Raw genomic sequence first — 14,539 nt, 5'->3', positions numbered from 1 at the left:
GGCGGAGCATGAGCTCGCTGGCCGGGGTCGTCGCGGCCTACCTGGATCATCTCGAAGCCGAGGTCGGTGCCTCCGCGCACACGGTCGCCGCCTACCGGCGCGATCTGGGCCGGTACGCGGGCTGGCTGGAGGCGCAGGGCGTGTCGTCCATCGCGGAGGTGGAGGCGGAGCATGTCGCCGCCTTCGCGGCCTGGCTGCGGTCCGGGGATGCGTCCCGTCCCGGTCTGGCGGCGTCCTCGGTGGCGCGTGGTGTCGCAGCCGTCCGCTCGCTGCATAGGTTTGCGGTGCGCGACGGCGACGCCTCCGGCGATCCTGCGGCGGAGATCGCCCCGCCCCGGCGAGCCAAGCGGCTGCCGAAGGCCCTGTCGCTGGATCAGGTGCAGGCGGTGCTGGCGGTTCCCGACCTGGACACGCCGATGGGGCTGCGCGATGCCGCACTGCTGGAGCTGCTGTACGGGACGGGCGCCCGGGTCTCGGAGTTACTGGCCCTCGATGTCGACGACGTCAGCGCCCAGCTCGAGGACCCGGACCTGGGGCTACGCCTGTTCGGCAAGGGACGCAAGGAGCGCATCGTTCCGCTGGGCAGCTACGCCCGGGCGGCGCTGGGTGCCTGGCTGGTGCGCGGCCGCCCGGCGATGATCGCCTCCGCCCGGCGCCCAGGTCCGGCGCTGCTGCTCAACGCGCGCGGAGCCCGGCTGAGCCGGCAGTCGGCCTACAACATCCTCGCGGCGGCGGGGGAGAGCGCCGGACTGGGGGTCGCGGTGAGCCCGCACACCCTGCGGCATTCCTTCGCCACGCACCTGCTCGATGGGGGTGCGGACGTGCGCGTCGTGCAGGAGTTGCTGGGGCACGCCTCCGTGGCGACCACGCAGCTCTACACGCTGGTGACCGCTGAGCACCTGCGCGAGGTGTTCGTGTCGGCGCATCCCCGGGCGCGATAGCGTCCGCGGGCGCGGACGGGCCAGGACTCAATCGAGGCAGAACTCGTTGCCCTCGGGGTCCTGCATGACGATGTGACCCTGACCGAGGCGGTCGGGTTCGTGGCGGCTCACGCGCGTGGCCCCAGCGTCCACCAGCGTCTGCGCGCGCTGTTCCAAAGCGGCCATCCGTTCCTCCCGGGGGATCCCCTCGGCGGCGCGTAGATCCAGGTGGAGCCGGTTCTTGGCCGTCTTGTCCTCGGGGACCCGCTGGATGAACACCCGGGGCCCGTGGCCTGCGGGATCGCGGAGCGCGGAGGCACGGTTGCGGTCGCCTGCGGGGACGCCCCAGGCGTCCAGGGCCTCCTCCCAGGTCTGGAAACCCGCGGGGGGAGGCTCCAGCTCGTAACCGAGAGCGAGCGCCCAGAACTCCGCCAGGGCGGCCGGGTCGTGGGCATCGAAGGTGATCTGCACGGTGAGGGCCATGGGTCCAGGGTGCGGGGTGGACGCTGACAGAGCAACCCCCGCCACCGGCGGGGTCAGCGTGAGGTGACGACGCCGTCGGGGTCGATGCGGTCCAAGATCGCGTCGCAGATGTCGCCGAGTTGCTGCAGTTGCTCGGGGGTGACGGCGTCGATGAGGGAGGCGCGCACCTGCGCCACGTGACCCGGCGCCGCCGCGACGAGGGCGTCGCGCCCGGTCGCGGTGAGGTGGACGTTCGTGGCTCGGCCGTCCTTCACGCAGGCCAGCCGCTCCACGAGCCCGCGCACGCTCATGCGGGTCACCACGTGCGACATGCGGGTGAGGGTGGCGTTCGAGCGGGCCGCGAGGGCGGACATGCGCAGCGTCGCCTCGGGCACCTCGGACAACATGGCCAGCACCTGATACTCCATGTGGGTCAGGTTCTCGTCGCGGCGCAGCTGACTGTCCAGCACACCGGGGAACACCTCGATGACGGCGCGGAACTTCAGCCACGCCTCAATCTCGCCGTCGTTCAACCACCGCACCTCAGCCATGGCACCATCCTACCAACAAACTTGAAAGGTCAAGTAGTTCGTCGAGCCGGGTGCCTCCACGATGTCATTTTGTCTCTATTTGAGGCGTAGGCTTCTCCCGATATCCAACCCGAGGAGGAACCCGTGAGCAAGAACCCCGTCCTGTTCGATGAGGAACCGGCGGCAGCGGGGGAACTGGGCCCCACGGGACGTCCCTGGCCGGACCTGGGGGAGCCGCGTCCGCCGCGCGAGGATCCCCGGAACGCGGTGATCATCGCGATGACCAACCAGAAGGGCGGCGTCGGCAAGACGACCACCACGATCAACCTGGGGGCGGCGTTGGCCGAACTCGGCCGCAAGGTACTGCTGGTCGACTTCGACCCGCAGGGCTCGGCGTCCGTCGGCCTGGGCGTCAACCCCCACAACCTCGACACCTCGATCTACAACCTGCTGCTCGGCCGCGGCGTGGCGATCGAGGAGGTGATCCTGCCCACCAACGTCGACGGTTTGGACCTGCTGCCCGCCAACATCGACCTCTCGGCAGCCGAGGTCCAACTCGTCTCCGAGGTGGCCCGGGAACAGACGCTGCGCCGCGTCCTGGCCCCCGTGAGGAGCCACTACGACGTCATCATCATCGACTGCGCCCCCAGCCTCGGCCTCCTGACCGTCAACGCCCTCACCGCCTCCGACTACGCCCTCATCCCCCTGGAGTGTGAGTTCTTCGCGCTGCGCGGCGTGGCGCTGCTCACCGACACCATCACCAAGGTGACCGAACGCCTGAACCCCGACCTCAAGGTGCTCGGCATCGTCGGCACCATGTACGACGGCCGGACGCTGCACAGCCGGGAGGTCCTCGAACGCGTTGTGGAGGCCTTCGGCGACACGGTGTTCCACACCGTCATCAAGCGCACGGTGAAGTTCCCCGAGACCACCGTGGCCGGCGAACCCATCACCACCTACGCCAGCTCCAGTCCCGGCGCCGAGGCTTACCGCAACCTGGCCAAGGAGGTGCTCCTGCGATGCCCCGACGTGTAGGACTGCCGGGGGCCTCCGAACTGTTCCGCCCCACCGACGTGGGTAGCGAGCAGCCCGCAGACGCCGCAGGCGAGCGCCCCGTGCGCAGGCGACGGACCGCAGCCCAGGCTGAGCCGTCCCCCCACGAGGAGCTCCGGGCCAGTGACGCACCCGCCGGGACGTCCGGCGCGGCTCCGCGTCGGCGCCGCGGCTCCGTGGAGCACAGCGGCCGCGTCCGGCACGAGGAAAAGATCACCGTGTACGTGAGCAGCGAGGAACTCCTCGCCCTGGAACGGCTCCGGCTCGACCTCCGGGCCGAGCATGGGCTGGCGGTGGACCGCGGGCGGATCGTGCGCGCGGCCATCGCCTCGGCGCTGGCGAGCATCGCGGCCGACCCGGAGGGCGCCGACGTCGTGCGCCGGCTCGCCGCCGAGTCGTGACCCCACCGGAGGCCGCCGCGGGCTTCACCGTCAAACTGACCAACTTCGAGGGGCCGTTCGACCTGCTGCTGCAGCTCATCTCCCGCCACAAACTCGACGTCACCGAAGTGGCGCTCTCCGCGGTCACCGACGAGTTCATCGCTCACCTCCGAGCGCTCGGATCGGACTGGGACCTGGATCAGACCAGCTCCTTCCTCGTGGTCGCCGCGACCTTGCTCGACCTCAAAGCCGCCCGGCTGCTGCCCGCCGGGGAGGTCGAGGACGCCGAGGACATCGCCATGCTCGAGGCGCGCGACCTGCTGTTCGCGCGGCTGCTGCAGTACCGGGCCTTCAAGCAGGTCTCCACACTGTTTCGCGGACGCCTGGAGGCGGAAGGACGCCGCCACCCCCGGCCGGGCGGGTTGGAGGAGGCCTACGCCACCTTGCTGCCCGAGGTGGTGCTCACCGTCGACGGGGAGCAACTCGCATGGCTGGCCGCCCGGGCCCTGCAACCCAAACCGGAGGACGCCATCTCGTTGGCGCACCTGCACGCCCCCGCGGTGAGCGTCCGCGAGCAGGCCCACCTCATCGTCACTCGAGTGCGTGAGGCGGGGAGCGTGACGTTCCGGGCGCTCGTCGCGGACGCGGGGGATCGCCTCGTGGTCGTCGCCCGGTTCCTCGCCCTGCTGGAACTTGCCCGGCAGCGCGCCGTCGCCTTCGATCAGCTCGCTCCCCTCGGCGAGCTCACCGTCCGCTGGACGGCTTCGGACGCCGCAGGGTATGAGGCATCCCACATCGATGAGTTCACCGGCGTCCCGCCCCAAGGAGAGCACCATGAGTGAGCGTCCCGACACCGTCATCACCGCGCCCGTGGAGGCGCTGTTGCTGATGGCCACCGAACCGCTGGGTGCTGCCGAACTCGCGCAGGCACTCGACGTGCCTGCCCCCGAGGTGTGGGCGGCGCTGGAGGAGCTCGCGCGGTTCTACGACGACACCGGCCGGGGTTTCGAACTGCGGCAGGTGGGTCACGGGTGGCGGCTGTACACCAGGACCGAGCACGCGGACCTGATCGCGCGCTGGGTCACAGAGGGGCAACAGGCCAAGTTGTCCCAGGCCGCCCTGGAAACCCTGGCCGTGGTCGCCTATCTGCAGCCGATCTCCCGCTCTCGCGTCTCGGGCATCCGCGGCGTGAACGTGGACGGCGTCATGCGCACCCTGGTCACCCGCGGGCTCCTCGAAGAAGCGGGACCCTCCCAGGAGACCGGCGCGATGCTGTTTCGCACCAGCCCGGTGTTCCTGGAGAAGATGGGGTTCAGCAGCCTCGACGAACTCCCCCCGATCGCCCCCTACCTGCCGGAGGCTTCCCTGCTCGAGGCCGAACTGGCCGGGCAGGCCGAAGCGATCCTGCAGGTGGACGACGAGGCGGGGACACCGACTCACGACGACGCGGCGAGGCCGCAGGGCAAGGAGGACGCATGAGCGACCACGAAGGCATCCGGCTCCAGAAGGTGCTCGCCCAGGCGGGGGTGGCATCCCGGCGAGCCGCCGAGCAGATGGTGGCTGAAGGCCGGATCGAGGTGAACGGGGAACTGGTCCTCGAACAGGGCCGCCGCGTCGATCCACGGCGTGACGTCATCCGCGTGGACGGCGCCCGGATCCCACCGCCGCGGGAGCACGCATACCTGGTGTTCAACAAGCCCCGGGGCGTCGTCTCCACGATGAGCGACCCGCAGGGCAGGCCCACGCTCAGCGACTACCTGGGGGCGCATTCCCGGCAGGGGCTGTTCCATGTGGGACGCCTCGACACCGACACCGACGGGATGATCCTGCTCACCAACGACGGCGACTTCGCCCAGGCGATGATGCACCCGAGCTTCGAACTGACCAAGACCTATGTGGCTGAGGTCGAGGGGGATCTCCACGAGGCCACCCTCAAGCGGCTCGCCGCGGGCATCCGCCTGGAGGACGGCCCCGTCAAACCCGACCGTATCCGCCTGGGGGCGAAGGCCCGGCACAAGACGATGGTGACCGTCGTCCTGCACGAGGGCCGCAACCGGATCGTGCGGCGCATGTTCGACGCCGTCGGACACCCGGTCACGGCGTTGTCGCGCACGCAGATCGGGCCGGTCCGCATGGGGCGGCTGCGGCCCGGCGAGCTGCGGGAGGTCACCTCCGCGGAACTGGGCGCCTTGCTGGACGCCGTCCGGTTGTAGCGACCGCGGGCGCCGGCCCACAGAAAGCCTCGGTAGAATGCCGAGGTGCAGAATTCCCTCAAAGCAGCCGCCTCGGTCGCGCTGGGCTTCGCGCTCGCGCTGACGCTCGCCGCCTGCGGCGGTTCGCCCGAACCGAGCGCGACGCCGACCGCCAGCGACACCGCGACAGCCTCCGCGACGCCGACCGAGACCGCCAGTGCCACCCCGATCACCCCCTCGTCCAGCCTGGACGGGATCACGGTGACGGGTGACCTGGGGAGCGCCCCCACCGTGACGGTGCCGTCGCCGTGGGCCATCGACGAGACGCGTCGGCAGGTGCTCACGCCCGGAGCGGGCCCGGAGGCGGTCGCCGACTCCTACGTCGAGGTGAACTACGTCGGCGTCAATGGGCGCACCGGCCAGGTGTTCGACTCCTCCTGGTCCAAGGGCACCCCGGCCGTGTTCTCGCTGTCGCAGGTCGTGGCCGGCTTCACCAAGGGCCTGACGGGCGCCAAGGCGGGGGAGCGCGTCCTGATCGCGATGCCGGGCAGCGACGGCTACGACTCATCCGGGGGGTCCTCAGCTGCAGGCATCGAGGTGGGCGACTCGCTTGTGTTCGTCGTCGACGTGGTCGCCGTGTCCATCGGACAGGCGACCGGCACCGTCAACCAGCCCAGTCTTCCCGTGACGGTCGGTGACGACGGGGGCAAGCCGACGGTGTCGATCCCCAGCGGGTCCACTCCGCCCAGCACCCTGATCGCCGAGAACCTGATCACCGGTGAGCAGCCGGCCGTCGCGGAGGGCGACGTCATGCTGGTGAAATTCCGGGGCTGGTCGTGGAAGACCGGCCAGATGATCGAGGACAGCTACGACGCCGCCGACGCGGCCCAGCTGTCCGAGATGATCCCCGGCTGGCGGACCGGGCTCGTGGGTCGCCCGATCGGTTCCCGCGTCATCATGATCATTCCGCCGGACCAGGCCTATCCCGACGGCAACGCGACCTCCCCGACCGTCGAGGCCGGGGACACGCTGGTCTACGTCGTCGACATCTTGTTCGCCACCGCCAACGGGTGATCGGCCTGCGTGTCCCGGGGGAAGCCGCGGGGCGCGCGCACCCAGGGCCACGCGCCCGGCAGCTAGGGTGGCGCCATGAACCTGGAGAAGGTGGTTTTCGGCTTCTTCGTGCTGCTCGCGGCCACGCTGAACTTCGGCTACGTCACCGGTGACATCGGCAACCCCGACCTGCACAATGTGGCCGAGTTGTACGCCGCCGTGGTCGTGAACATCGTCGCCACGATCTTGAAGTTCGGCGACCGGACGCAGATGGGGGCCATGCACCTGGCGACCAGTCTGGTCGCGACGATCCAGCTCATCGGTGCCGCCGTGGTGTGGATCTGGATCACCCAGATCGCTCCCCAGCCGCTGACGGCAGGCGCCATGTCCAGCGTGGTGTCGTTGGCGCTGGGAGCCCTGCTGGCCAACATCGTCTCGGTGGTGCTGATGGTCATCGAGACCGCAAACTTCCGTCACCACTGAGGCCGGGATGCGGCGCTCTCGACGCACACCCTCGGCACCGTGGCGGGGCAGCCCGCTGCGGCGCCGGTCCGTGCGCGTCCCCGACCCCGTCCAGCCCACCGACGCACTGTTCCTGGCGCTGCGCAGGCTCCGCGCACCCCTGATCACCGTCGTGGTCGTGTTCAGCGTGGGGGTCACCGGGCTGACGCTGATCCCGGGAACGGACCCACAGGGCCACGTCTGGCACCTGAGCGTCTTCGATGCGCTCTACCTGATGAGCTACACGGCGACCACCATCGGATTCGGCGAGATCCCCTATCCGTTGAGCTATCCGCAACGCGCCTGGGTCATCGTGTGCATCTTCGCCTCGGTCATGGGCTGGGCGTACTTCATCGGCATCATGCTGGCCCTGCTCCAGGATCGGGCCTTCCGGCTCGCCGTGGCCCGGCAGGCGTTCGTTCGCAAGGTCAAGGCGCTGCGCCGCCCGTTCCTCATCGTCGCCGGGTACGGCCAGATGGGCCGGATGGTCGCCGAGAAGCTGGACGCCCGCGGGCGCAGTTGCGTCATCCTGGACTCCGACCCGGCATCGCTGGACGCCCTCGCCGACGCGCAACTCTCCAGCGACATTCCCGCACTGGTCGCTGACGCGCGCGACCCCGCCTCCCTCGGCCTGGCCGGGCTCGGCAGCCCGTACTGCACGGGGGTTCTCGCGCTGACCCACGACGACGAGGTCAACCTCGCCATCGTGATGGCCGTCTCGCTGCTGCGTGAGGACGTTCCGGTCATCGCGTGCGCGAACGATCGGCTCACCGTCGGCGCCATGCGGGACTTCGGCGCAGAGGCCGTCGTCAACGCGTATGAGCGCTTCGGCAACTATCTCGTCATGCGGCTGCGGCACCCCGACACCTACCGGCTGGTGACCTGGCTGACCGCGATGAGCGGGGAGCCGCTGCCGCCCGACACCGAAGAACACGAGGACGGCCACTGGGTGATCGCCTCGAACGACGGCTTCGGCCGCGAGCTCGCCCAAGACCTCGAGGACGCCGGTCTCAACTGGTCGCTGGTGCGCCCGGAAGACGGTCCACCCGATGTGAGCGGTTCGGTGGGGTTCGTGGCCGGAAGCGACCAGGACGCGCTCAACCTGGCACTGGCCGGCCACGCCCGCCTGGAGAACCCCGACGTCTTCCTCGCGGTGCGGCAAAGCTCGCCGCGGGCGAAACCCCTTCTGGAGGCGCTGGCTCCGGACTCGGTGTTCATCCCCGCGCAGTTGTCGGTGTCGGAGGCGCTGTCGCGCGTCATCACCCCCGACTTCTGGGAGTTCGTCGCCTACCTGTGGACCCTCGACGACAAGGCTGCCGACGGCCTGGTCTCCAGGATCGTGCAGCGCATGGGCCGCGGTTCACCCGACAGCGACCGGTTCGTCATCGACACCGTCCAGGCGCCGGCGGTGGCGCGCTGGCTGAAGGCCGGCCACCGCGTCCACCTGGGCGACCTGTTCCGCCACCCCGACGACCGCACCCTGCAACTCCGCGCCCTGCCCGTCACGTTGATGCGGGACGGCACGCCGACGTTCGAGCCGCCCTCCGACACCCTGCTGCGCCTGGGGGACACGGTGGTGGTCATCGGTCAGACGGCGGCCTTCGCCACGATGAACCAAGGGCTGATCTACGACCATGTGGTCGCCTACCTCGCCACCGGCGTCCAGGTGCCCGCCACCTGGGTGGGCAGGCTCCTGGCGCGCGGGAGGCGGGCCGAGTTGCTGCGGGCCTGGGAGTCAGGACAGGACTGAATCCACGACCTGCTTGGCCTGGGCCTGCACCTCGGCGAGGTGGGCGTCGCCTTGGAACGACTCGGCGTAGATCTTGTAGACGTCCTCGGTCCCCGAGGGCCGGGCGGCGAACCAGGCGCTCTTCGTGACGACCTTCAGCCCGCCGATGGGCGCATCGTTGCCCGGGGCACGGGTGAGCTTGGCGAGGATCGGCTCCCCGGCCAGCTCGGTGGCGGTGACGTCACCGGGGGTGAGCGCACCGAGCTTCGCCTTCTGCTCCCGGTTCGCCGGGGCGTCGACCCGGGCGTACGAGGTCTGCCCGAACTCGTCGGCCAGCGCCGCGTAGTGCTGGCTGGGTGTCGTGCCGGTGACGGCGAGGATCTCCGAGGCGAGCAGGTCGAGCAGGATGCCGTCCTTGTCCGTCGTCCAGGTGCGGCCGTCCGACGTCAGGAAGGATGCCCCGGCGGACTCCTCACCGCCGAACCCGATCGATCCGTCGGAAAGCCCCGGGACGAACCACTTGAATCCGACGGGCACCTCCACGAGGGTGCGGCCCAGCTTGGTGGCCACCTTGTCGATCATGGAACTCGACACCAGGGTCTTGCCGATGCCCGCCTGCGGATTCCAGCCGGGACGATGCCCGTAGAGGTACTGGATGGCGACGGCGAGGTAGTGGTTGGGGTTCATCAGCCCGGCGTCGGGGGTGACGATGCCGTGGCGATCCGAGTCGGCATCGTTCCCGGTGGCCAGGTCGTAGGCGTCCCGGTTGCCGATCAGGGAGGCCATGGCATAGGGGGAGGAGCAGTCCATCCGGATCTTGCCGTCCCAGTCCAGGGTCATGAAGGGCCAGGCAGGGTCGACGGTGCGGTTCACCACCGTAATGCCCAGGTCGAAGCTGTCGGCCAGGTACTCCCAGTACTGCACCGAGGCGCCACCCATCGGGTCGGCGCCGATCGACAGCCCGGCATCGCGGATCGCATCCAGGTTGATCACCGACGACAGGTCCGCCACGTACGGCGTCCGGTAGTCGTGGCGGGTGATCTGGGCGGCGGCCCGCTCGTAGGGGGTGCGTGCGACCGAGCGCCAGGCGCCGAGGAGTTCGTTGGCCCGGGCGGCGATCACCTTCGTGGCATCGGAGTCGGCCGGACCACCGTGCGGAGGGTTGTACTTGAAACCGCCGTCGGTGGGCGGATTGTGTGACGGCGTCACCACGATGCCGTCGGCCCGCGGGCCGGAGTGATCGCGGTTGTAGACGATGATCGCGCGGGAGAGCGCCGGGGTGGGGGTGAACTCGTCCTCGCGTTCGGCGCGGACGTCGACCCCGCTGGCGTGGAGCACCTCCAGGGCCGTCTTCCACGCAGGCAGCGACAGGGCGTGCGTGTCCTTGCCGAGGAACAGGGGGCCGGTGATTCCCTGGGCCGCCCGGTACTCGACGATGGCCTGCGTCGTGGCGACGATGTGGGCTTCGTTGAACGCCGTCTTGAGGCTGGCGCCACGGTGCCCGGACGTGCCGAACACGACCTGCTGGTCGGGGTTGGCAGGGTCGGGGATGAGGTCGTAGTAGGCAGCAATGACCTGATCGACGTCGATCAGGTCCTCGGGCGTGGCGGGCTGTCCGGCGCGTGGGTGAACCATGGCCCCATCATGCCGCGCCCATCGCCCGGTTGCAGCCCCGTGCGCGGATCGTCTCGTCCGTGCGCCCGGCGGCGGGGCCGGGTGCCGGCGAGGCGGTGGAACAATGGGGGACATGTCTTCTATGCCGCTGCGTGGCGGAGCGATCGATCTCTCCGCACTCAAGCCCACCCCGCCCCCTCCTCCCGGTGCGTCGTGGGTCGTCGAAGCCGACGACCAGTCCTTCGAATCGGTGCTCGGCCTGTCGATGCAGCACCCGCTGGTGCTGGAGTTCTGGTCCTCGCGTGCCCCCGACCCGCAGTTCGCCGCGACGTTGACTGCGCTGGCCAACCAGGCTGCCGGCTCCTACCTGCTGGTGCGCATCGACGTGGACCGGGCCCCCACCATCGCCCAGGCGCTGCAGATCCAGAGCGTCCCGCTGGTGGTGGGCGTTCTGGGCGGGCAGCTGGCGCCGTTGTTCCAGGGCACCACGGACGCCGCGACCGCGAAGGCGGCGATCGATCAGCTTCTGCAGGTCGCGGCCACGAACGGGGTCACCGGCAAGGCGCAGCCCGTCGTCGACCCGAACGCCGCTCAGGCCGCCGGACCGGATCCGCGGTTCGATGCGGCCGACGCCGCGTTGGAGCGGGGTGACTTCGCCGCAGCGGTGGCCGAGTTCGACAAGCTGCTGGAGGCGAACCCGGCTGACACCGAGGCCGCGGCGGGGCGCGCCCAGGCCGCCCTCATGGTGCGGCTGGGCGGGGCGAACCCGGCCGAAGTGCAGGCGAAGGCCGACGCCGACCCTGCCGATGTGGACGCCCAACTCGCGATGGCCGACCTCGAACTCGCCTCCGGCAACGTCGCCCCGGCCTTCGCTCGGATCATCGAGGCGATCCGGTTGACGGCCGGCGACGACCGAGAGCGGGGCCGCAAGCGCCTGCTGGAGCTGTTCGAGACCGTTGGTGCAAGCGATCCGACGGTGCTGAAGGCCCGCCGCGACCTCACGTCCGCGCTGTTCTGAGGAGACGATGACGAAGCCGGAGACCCGGATCCAGGCCAAGGAAGAGGCGGCGCCCCCGGCGCCTGTGCTGCATGCGTCGCACTCGGACACCCTGGGCCAGGAGGTCGTCGATGGGGTGCTGCCGGCTGGGGCCGTCCTCACTCTGGAGTCCATCCAGGAGAGGTTCGCCGTCTCGCGCACGGTCGCCCGCGAAGTGGTTCACAGCCTTGAGTCGCTGAACATGGTGATCTCCAAGCGGCGGGTCGGGATGGTGGTGCTTCCGCAGCGGCACTGGAATCTGTTCGACCCCAATGTGATCCGCTGGCGGCTGCGTGGGCCCCAACGCGAACTCCAGGTGCGTTCGCTCGTCGAGTTGCGGATGGCCGTCGAGCCGATGGCCGCCGCCAGCGCGGCCAGACGGGCGTCACCGGAGGCGCGGCTTCGGTTGGTCGCGCTGGCTCAGAGCCTGGAGCCCCTGCTGCTGGCCGGTGACGACCAGGGCTTCCTCGAGGCCGACATCGAGTTCCATTCCCTTCTGCTCGAGTCGTCGGGCAACGAGATGTTCGGGGCCCTGACCACCGCCGTCGCGGCGATCCTCGCGGGCCGGATGGATCTGGGGATGGTTCCCGATGAGCCGGTGATCGCCGCGCTCAGCACACACGTCGCCCTCGCCGAGGCCATCATGCGTGACCAGCCGGCCCGCGCCGAGGCGGCGATGTCCGACCTGCTGGTGGAGTTGCGGACCTCGCTGCTGGAGGACGGTCCCTCCTCGGTGAGTTGAGCCGAGCAGGCGCCGGAGCGGAGTCTCCTAGGTGGCGCGGCGCTCGTCAGGCGGTGGCGACTAGAAAGTCACGCAGCGCGGCCACATAGCCGCCCCGGTCGTCTTTGCGGATGTCGTGCCCGACATCCGCGAAGTGCCGGTGGGTTCCTCGCGCGCCGAGTCGGCTCAGCGCTTCCTGCGCGGCGGCCGCGCCCACCACGGCTCCTCGGCTTGGCTCGGCCGTCAGCAACCAGGTGTCCATGCGCAGCTCTGCGCAGGTGGCGGGCGATGCGTGGGCCCCCCAGTCCTGTCGCCGCGTCAGGAACGCGAGGTCGACGTCCTGCTTGGCCCGCAGCCAGGGACCGAACTCGTCGTCGGCCCATCGGGGGTGATCGGCGCGGCCTCGCGCCAGGATCTGATCCGCAGTCCACGACGCCAACTGGCGTCCGCGTTCGAGGACGAAGCGGGGAGTCGCGCCCGAGGGCTCTATTGCGGCGGCCCACGCGGGGTCTTCGAGCCAGAGGGCGGCGACCAGATCGGGGCGCGTCAGTGCTACCTCGTGGGCGACGAGCCCGCCCAGGGAGTGTCCAGCGAGGCTCACCGGCTCGGTCCCGGCAGCCTCGAGGGCCCCGATGACGTGCTCGACCATCGCGTGCACCGTGAAGTCGCCCTCAGGCAGAGGCGTCTGGCCGTGTGCGTCCAGGTCGAACCCGATGACGCGGCAGCGTGGCTCCTGGTGGGCCAACTGCTGAACCACCCCCGTCCAGCACTCTGCCGAATCGAACACCCCGTGCAGCACAACGAGGGGGCGGCCGGGCCCCGGCCAGTCCAGGCCCGACAACGGGCCGAAGTGGCGTCGAACGGGAGCAGGCATCATCGTGGTTCTCCCTTCTGGGCTATATGGTATAACCATATACACCATAACGTATAATCTTTGTACGTGTTACCGGGGCACCACCCCGCAGGCCGAAGGAGTCCGCACAACCATGGCTACGACACAGATCGTCATCGCTGCGGCGATCGGGATCGCGCTGATCGTCGCGCTGATCGTTTTCGCCAAGCTCAACCCATTCATCTCGCTGCTTGTCTCGTCCGGCGTCGTCGCGGCGGTCGCCGGGGTCGACCCATCCAAGCTGCTCAACAGCTTCACCGCCGGTTTCGGCAGCACCCTCGGCGGGGTCGGGGCCCTCATCGCGCTCGGCGCCATCATCGGGGCACTCCTGCTCAAAAGCGGAGGCGCCAACTCTTTGGTCGACCGGCTGCTCGCGACGAGCTCGGTCCGACTACTCCCGTGGGCGGTCGCGCTGGTCGCCGCCATCGTCGGTATCCCGATGTTCTTCGAGACCGGCGTCGTGCTTCTCATCCCGCTGGTCATGCTGATCGCGCGGCGGGCGAAGGTTCCCGTGCTGCTGGTGGGTATCCCCATGCTCGTCGGCCTGGGGCAGATGCATGCGCTCGTCCCCCCGCACCCGGGCCCGCTCGCGGTCATCGACGCGCTGGGCGCCGACCTCGGCACGACCATGTTCTTCGGCTTCGTGGTCGCGATCCCGATGATCGCGCTCGGTGCCCTCGTGGCACCGCTGTTCGCGCGCATGGTCCCCGTCATGGCCCCCGAGGACGACTCGTCCACGCAGGTGGGCTCCGCCGCCGCTCAGCAAGCCACCCGTCAGCCACGCTTCGGCTGGACGGTGGCCACCGTCGTCCTTCCGGTCGTGCTGATGCTCGGGCGGACCGTCGGTGAACTCACCCTCCCTCAGGACAGCGGCCTGCTCCAAGTGCTGATCTTCCTCGGCACCCCGATCGTCGCTCTGACCTTGACCGTTCTGCTGGCGATCGTCACCCTCGGCTTCGGAGCGGGTCTCACGATGGACGCCATCGGCACCATCGTCTCCGGGTCGTTCGGGTCCATCGCTGGCGTCTTGCTCATCGTCGGCGCCGGGGGCGGCTTCAAGCAGACCCTGGTCGACATCGGCGTCGGCAACGTCGTGGCCTCCGTGTCGACCTCGCTGGCGCTCAGCCCCATGCTGGTCGCCTGGGTGATCGCCGCCCTCATCCGCGCGGCGACCGGCTCGGCCACGGTGGCCGCCCTCACCGCGGCGGGGCTCGTCTCCCCGCTCGTGGCCGGGCTCGACACGCCTCACGCCGCCCTGCTCGTCCTCGCGGTCGGGCTCGGCTCGGGCTTCCTGTCCCATGTCAACGATGCCGGCTTCTGGATGGTGAAGGAGTTCTTCGGCTTGACCGTCGGACAGACGTTCAAGACCTGGAGCCTGCTGACGGTGATCCTGCCGGTCGTGGGTCTTGGCCTGGTCGGCATCCTCTGGGTGGCGACGTAGGCGACCCGGTGCGCC

Annotated in this window: 16 protein-coding genes; 12 read left to right on the top strand and 4 right to left on the bottom strand. The window is 69.9% G+C overall.

Features of this window, described 5'->3' with window-relative positions; all coding sequences use genetic code 11:
- Window positions 1-8 precede the first annotated feature (8 nt).
- A complete protein-coding gene (locus V7E09_RS01125) occupies window positions 9-941 on the top strand; it encodes a site-specific tyrosine recombinase XerD (protein WP_324510084.1) in 933 nt (310 codons plus the stop codon).
- Window positions 942-968: 27 nt separating this feature from the next.
- Here V7E09_RS01125 and V7E09_RS01120 read toward each other — a convergent pair whose 3' ends face one another.
- Together V7E09_RS01120 and V7E09_RS01115 are read right to left on the bottom strand one after the other, a co-directional pair.
- Window positions 969-1,403 (bottom strand): VOC family protein, encoded by a 435-nt coding sequence (locus V7E09_RS01120; protein ID WP_324510085.1) that lies wholly within the window; start codon window positions 1,401-1,403, stop codon window positions 969-971.
- A 53-nt stretch (window positions 1,404-1,456) separates the two neighbouring features.
- Window positions 1,457-1,933 carry a MarR family winged helix-turn-helix transcriptional regulator gene (locus V7E09_RS01115; protein WP_324510086.1) on the bottom strand — a complete coding sequence of 159 codons (477 nt, stop codon included), beginning with the start codon at window positions 1,931-1,933 and terminating at the stop codon, window positions 1,457-1,459.
- Between the two features lie 123 nt (window positions 1,934-2,056).
- Here V7E09_RS01115 and V7E09_RS01110 point away from each other — a divergent pair, with 123 nt between their 5' ends.
- From V7E09_RS01110 to V7E09_RS01075, 8 genes are all read left to right on the top strand, one after another.
- Window positions 2,057-2,947: a ParA family protein gene (locus V7E09_RS01110; RefSeq protein ID WP_324510087.1), complete on the top strand. Its 891-nt coding sequence runs from the start codon at window positions 2,057-2,059 to the stop codon at window positions 2,945-2,947.
- Entirely contained in the window at window positions 2,932-3,366 is a 435-nt protein-coding gene (locus tag V7E09_RS01105; protein WP_324510088.1) for a cobyrinic acid a,c-diamide synthase, read from the top strand. The genes V7E09_RS01110 and V7E09_RS01105 overlap by 16 nt, the downstream gene beginning before the upstream one ends.
- On the top strand, window positions 3,363-4,187 hold the full coding sequence (locus tag V7E09_RS01100; RefSeq protein WP_324510089.1) for a segregation and condensation protein A: 825 nt from the start codon (window positions 3,363-3,365) through the stop codon (window positions 4,185-4,187). The genes V7E09_RS01105 and V7E09_RS01100 overlap by 4 nt, the downstream gene beginning before the upstream one ends.
- On the top strand, window positions 4,180-4,824 hold the full coding sequence (gene scpB / locus V7E09_RS01095) for an SMC-Scp complex subunit ScpB (protein ID WP_324510090.1): 645 nt from the start codon (window positions 4,180-4,182) through the stop codon (window positions 4,822-4,824). The genes V7E09_RS01100 and scpB overlap by 8 nt, the downstream gene beginning before the upstream one ends.
- Window positions 4,821-5,558 carry a pseudouridine synthase gene (locus tag V7E09_RS01090; RefSeq protein WP_324510091.1) on the top strand — a complete coding sequence of 246 codons (738 nt, stop codon included), beginning with the start codon at window positions 4,821-4,823 and terminating at the stop codon, window positions 5,556-5,558. Before scpB ends, V7E09_RS01090 begins: the two co-directional genes overlap by 4 nt.
- A gap of 45 nt (window positions 5,559-5,603) precedes the next feature.
- A complete protein-coding gene (locus tag V7E09_RS01085; protein ID WP_324510092.1) occupies window positions 5,604-6,611 on the top strand; it encodes an FKBP-type peptidyl-prolyl cis-trans isomerase in 1,008 nt (335 codons plus the stop codon).
- Window positions 6,612-6,686: 75 nt separating this feature from the next.
- A complete protein-coding gene (locus tag V7E09_RS01080; RefSeq protein WP_324510093.1) occupies window positions 6,687-7,073 on the top strand; it encodes a DUF6394 family protein in 387 nt (128 codons plus the stop codon).
- A 70-nt stretch (window positions 7,074-7,143) separates the two neighbouring features.
- The gene (locus V7E09_RS01075; RefSeq protein WP_324510094.1) at window positions 7,144-8,841 is read left to right on the top strand and encodes a potassium channel family protein; all 1,698 of its coding nucleotides are present in this window, start codon (window positions 7,144-7,146) and stop codon (window positions 8,839-8,841) included.
- On the opposite strand, the gene pgm is transcribed toward V7E09_RS01075, so the two are convergent.
- On the bottom strand, window positions 8,827-10,455 hold the full coding sequence (pgm, locus tag V7E09_RS01070) for a phosphoglucomutase (alpha-D-glucose-1,6-bisphosphate-dependent) (RefSeq protein WP_324510095.1): 1,629 nt from the start codon (window positions 10,453-10,455) through the stop codon (window positions 8,827-8,829). The genes V7E09_RS01075 and pgm overlap by 15 nt on opposite strands.
- A gap of 112 nt (window positions 10,456-10,567) precedes the next feature.
- On the opposite strand from pgm, the gene V7E09_RS01065 reads away from it, so the two are divergent.
- Complete coding sequence (locus V7E09_RS01065; protein ID WP_324510096.1) at window positions 10,568-11,452, top strand: tetratricopeptide repeat protein; 885 nt, start codon at window positions 10,568-10,570, stop codon at window positions 11,450-11,452.
- 7 nt (window positions 11,453-11,459) lie between these two features.
- A complete protein-coding gene (locus V7E09_RS01060) occupies window positions 11,460-12,212 on the top strand; it encodes a FadR/GntR family transcriptional regulator (RefSeq protein WP_324510097.1) in 753 nt (250 codons plus the stop codon).
- Window positions 12,213-12,258: 46 nt separating this feature from the next.
- Here the strand turns inward: V7E09_RS01060 and V7E09_RS01055 are convergent, their stop codons facing one another.
- Complete coding sequence (locus V7E09_RS01055) at window positions 12,259-13,068, bottom strand: alpha/beta fold hydrolase (RefSeq protein ID WP_324510098.1); 810 nt, start codon at window positions 13,066-13,068, stop codon at window positions 12,259-12,261.
- A 109-nt stretch (window positions 13,069-13,177) separates the two neighbouring features.
- Between V7E09_RS01055 and V7E09_RS01050 the strand changes: the two genes are divergently transcribed.
- Window positions 13,178-14,524: a GntT/GntP/DsdX family permease gene (locus tag V7E09_RS01050; protein ID WP_324510099.1), complete on the top strand. Its 1,347-nt coding sequence runs from the start codon at window positions 13,178-13,180 to the stop codon at window positions 14,522-14,524.
- The last annotated feature ends 15 nt before the right edge of the window (window positions 14,525-14,539 follow it).

The organism is Propioniciclava sp. (assembly GCF_036744435.1).
Lineage (GTDB): Bacteria > Actinomycetota > Actinomycetes > Propionibacteriales > Propionibacteriaceae > Propioniciclava.
Note: the sequence above shows the minus strand (reverse complement) of the source record. Positions and strands in the feature narration are given on the sequence as shown.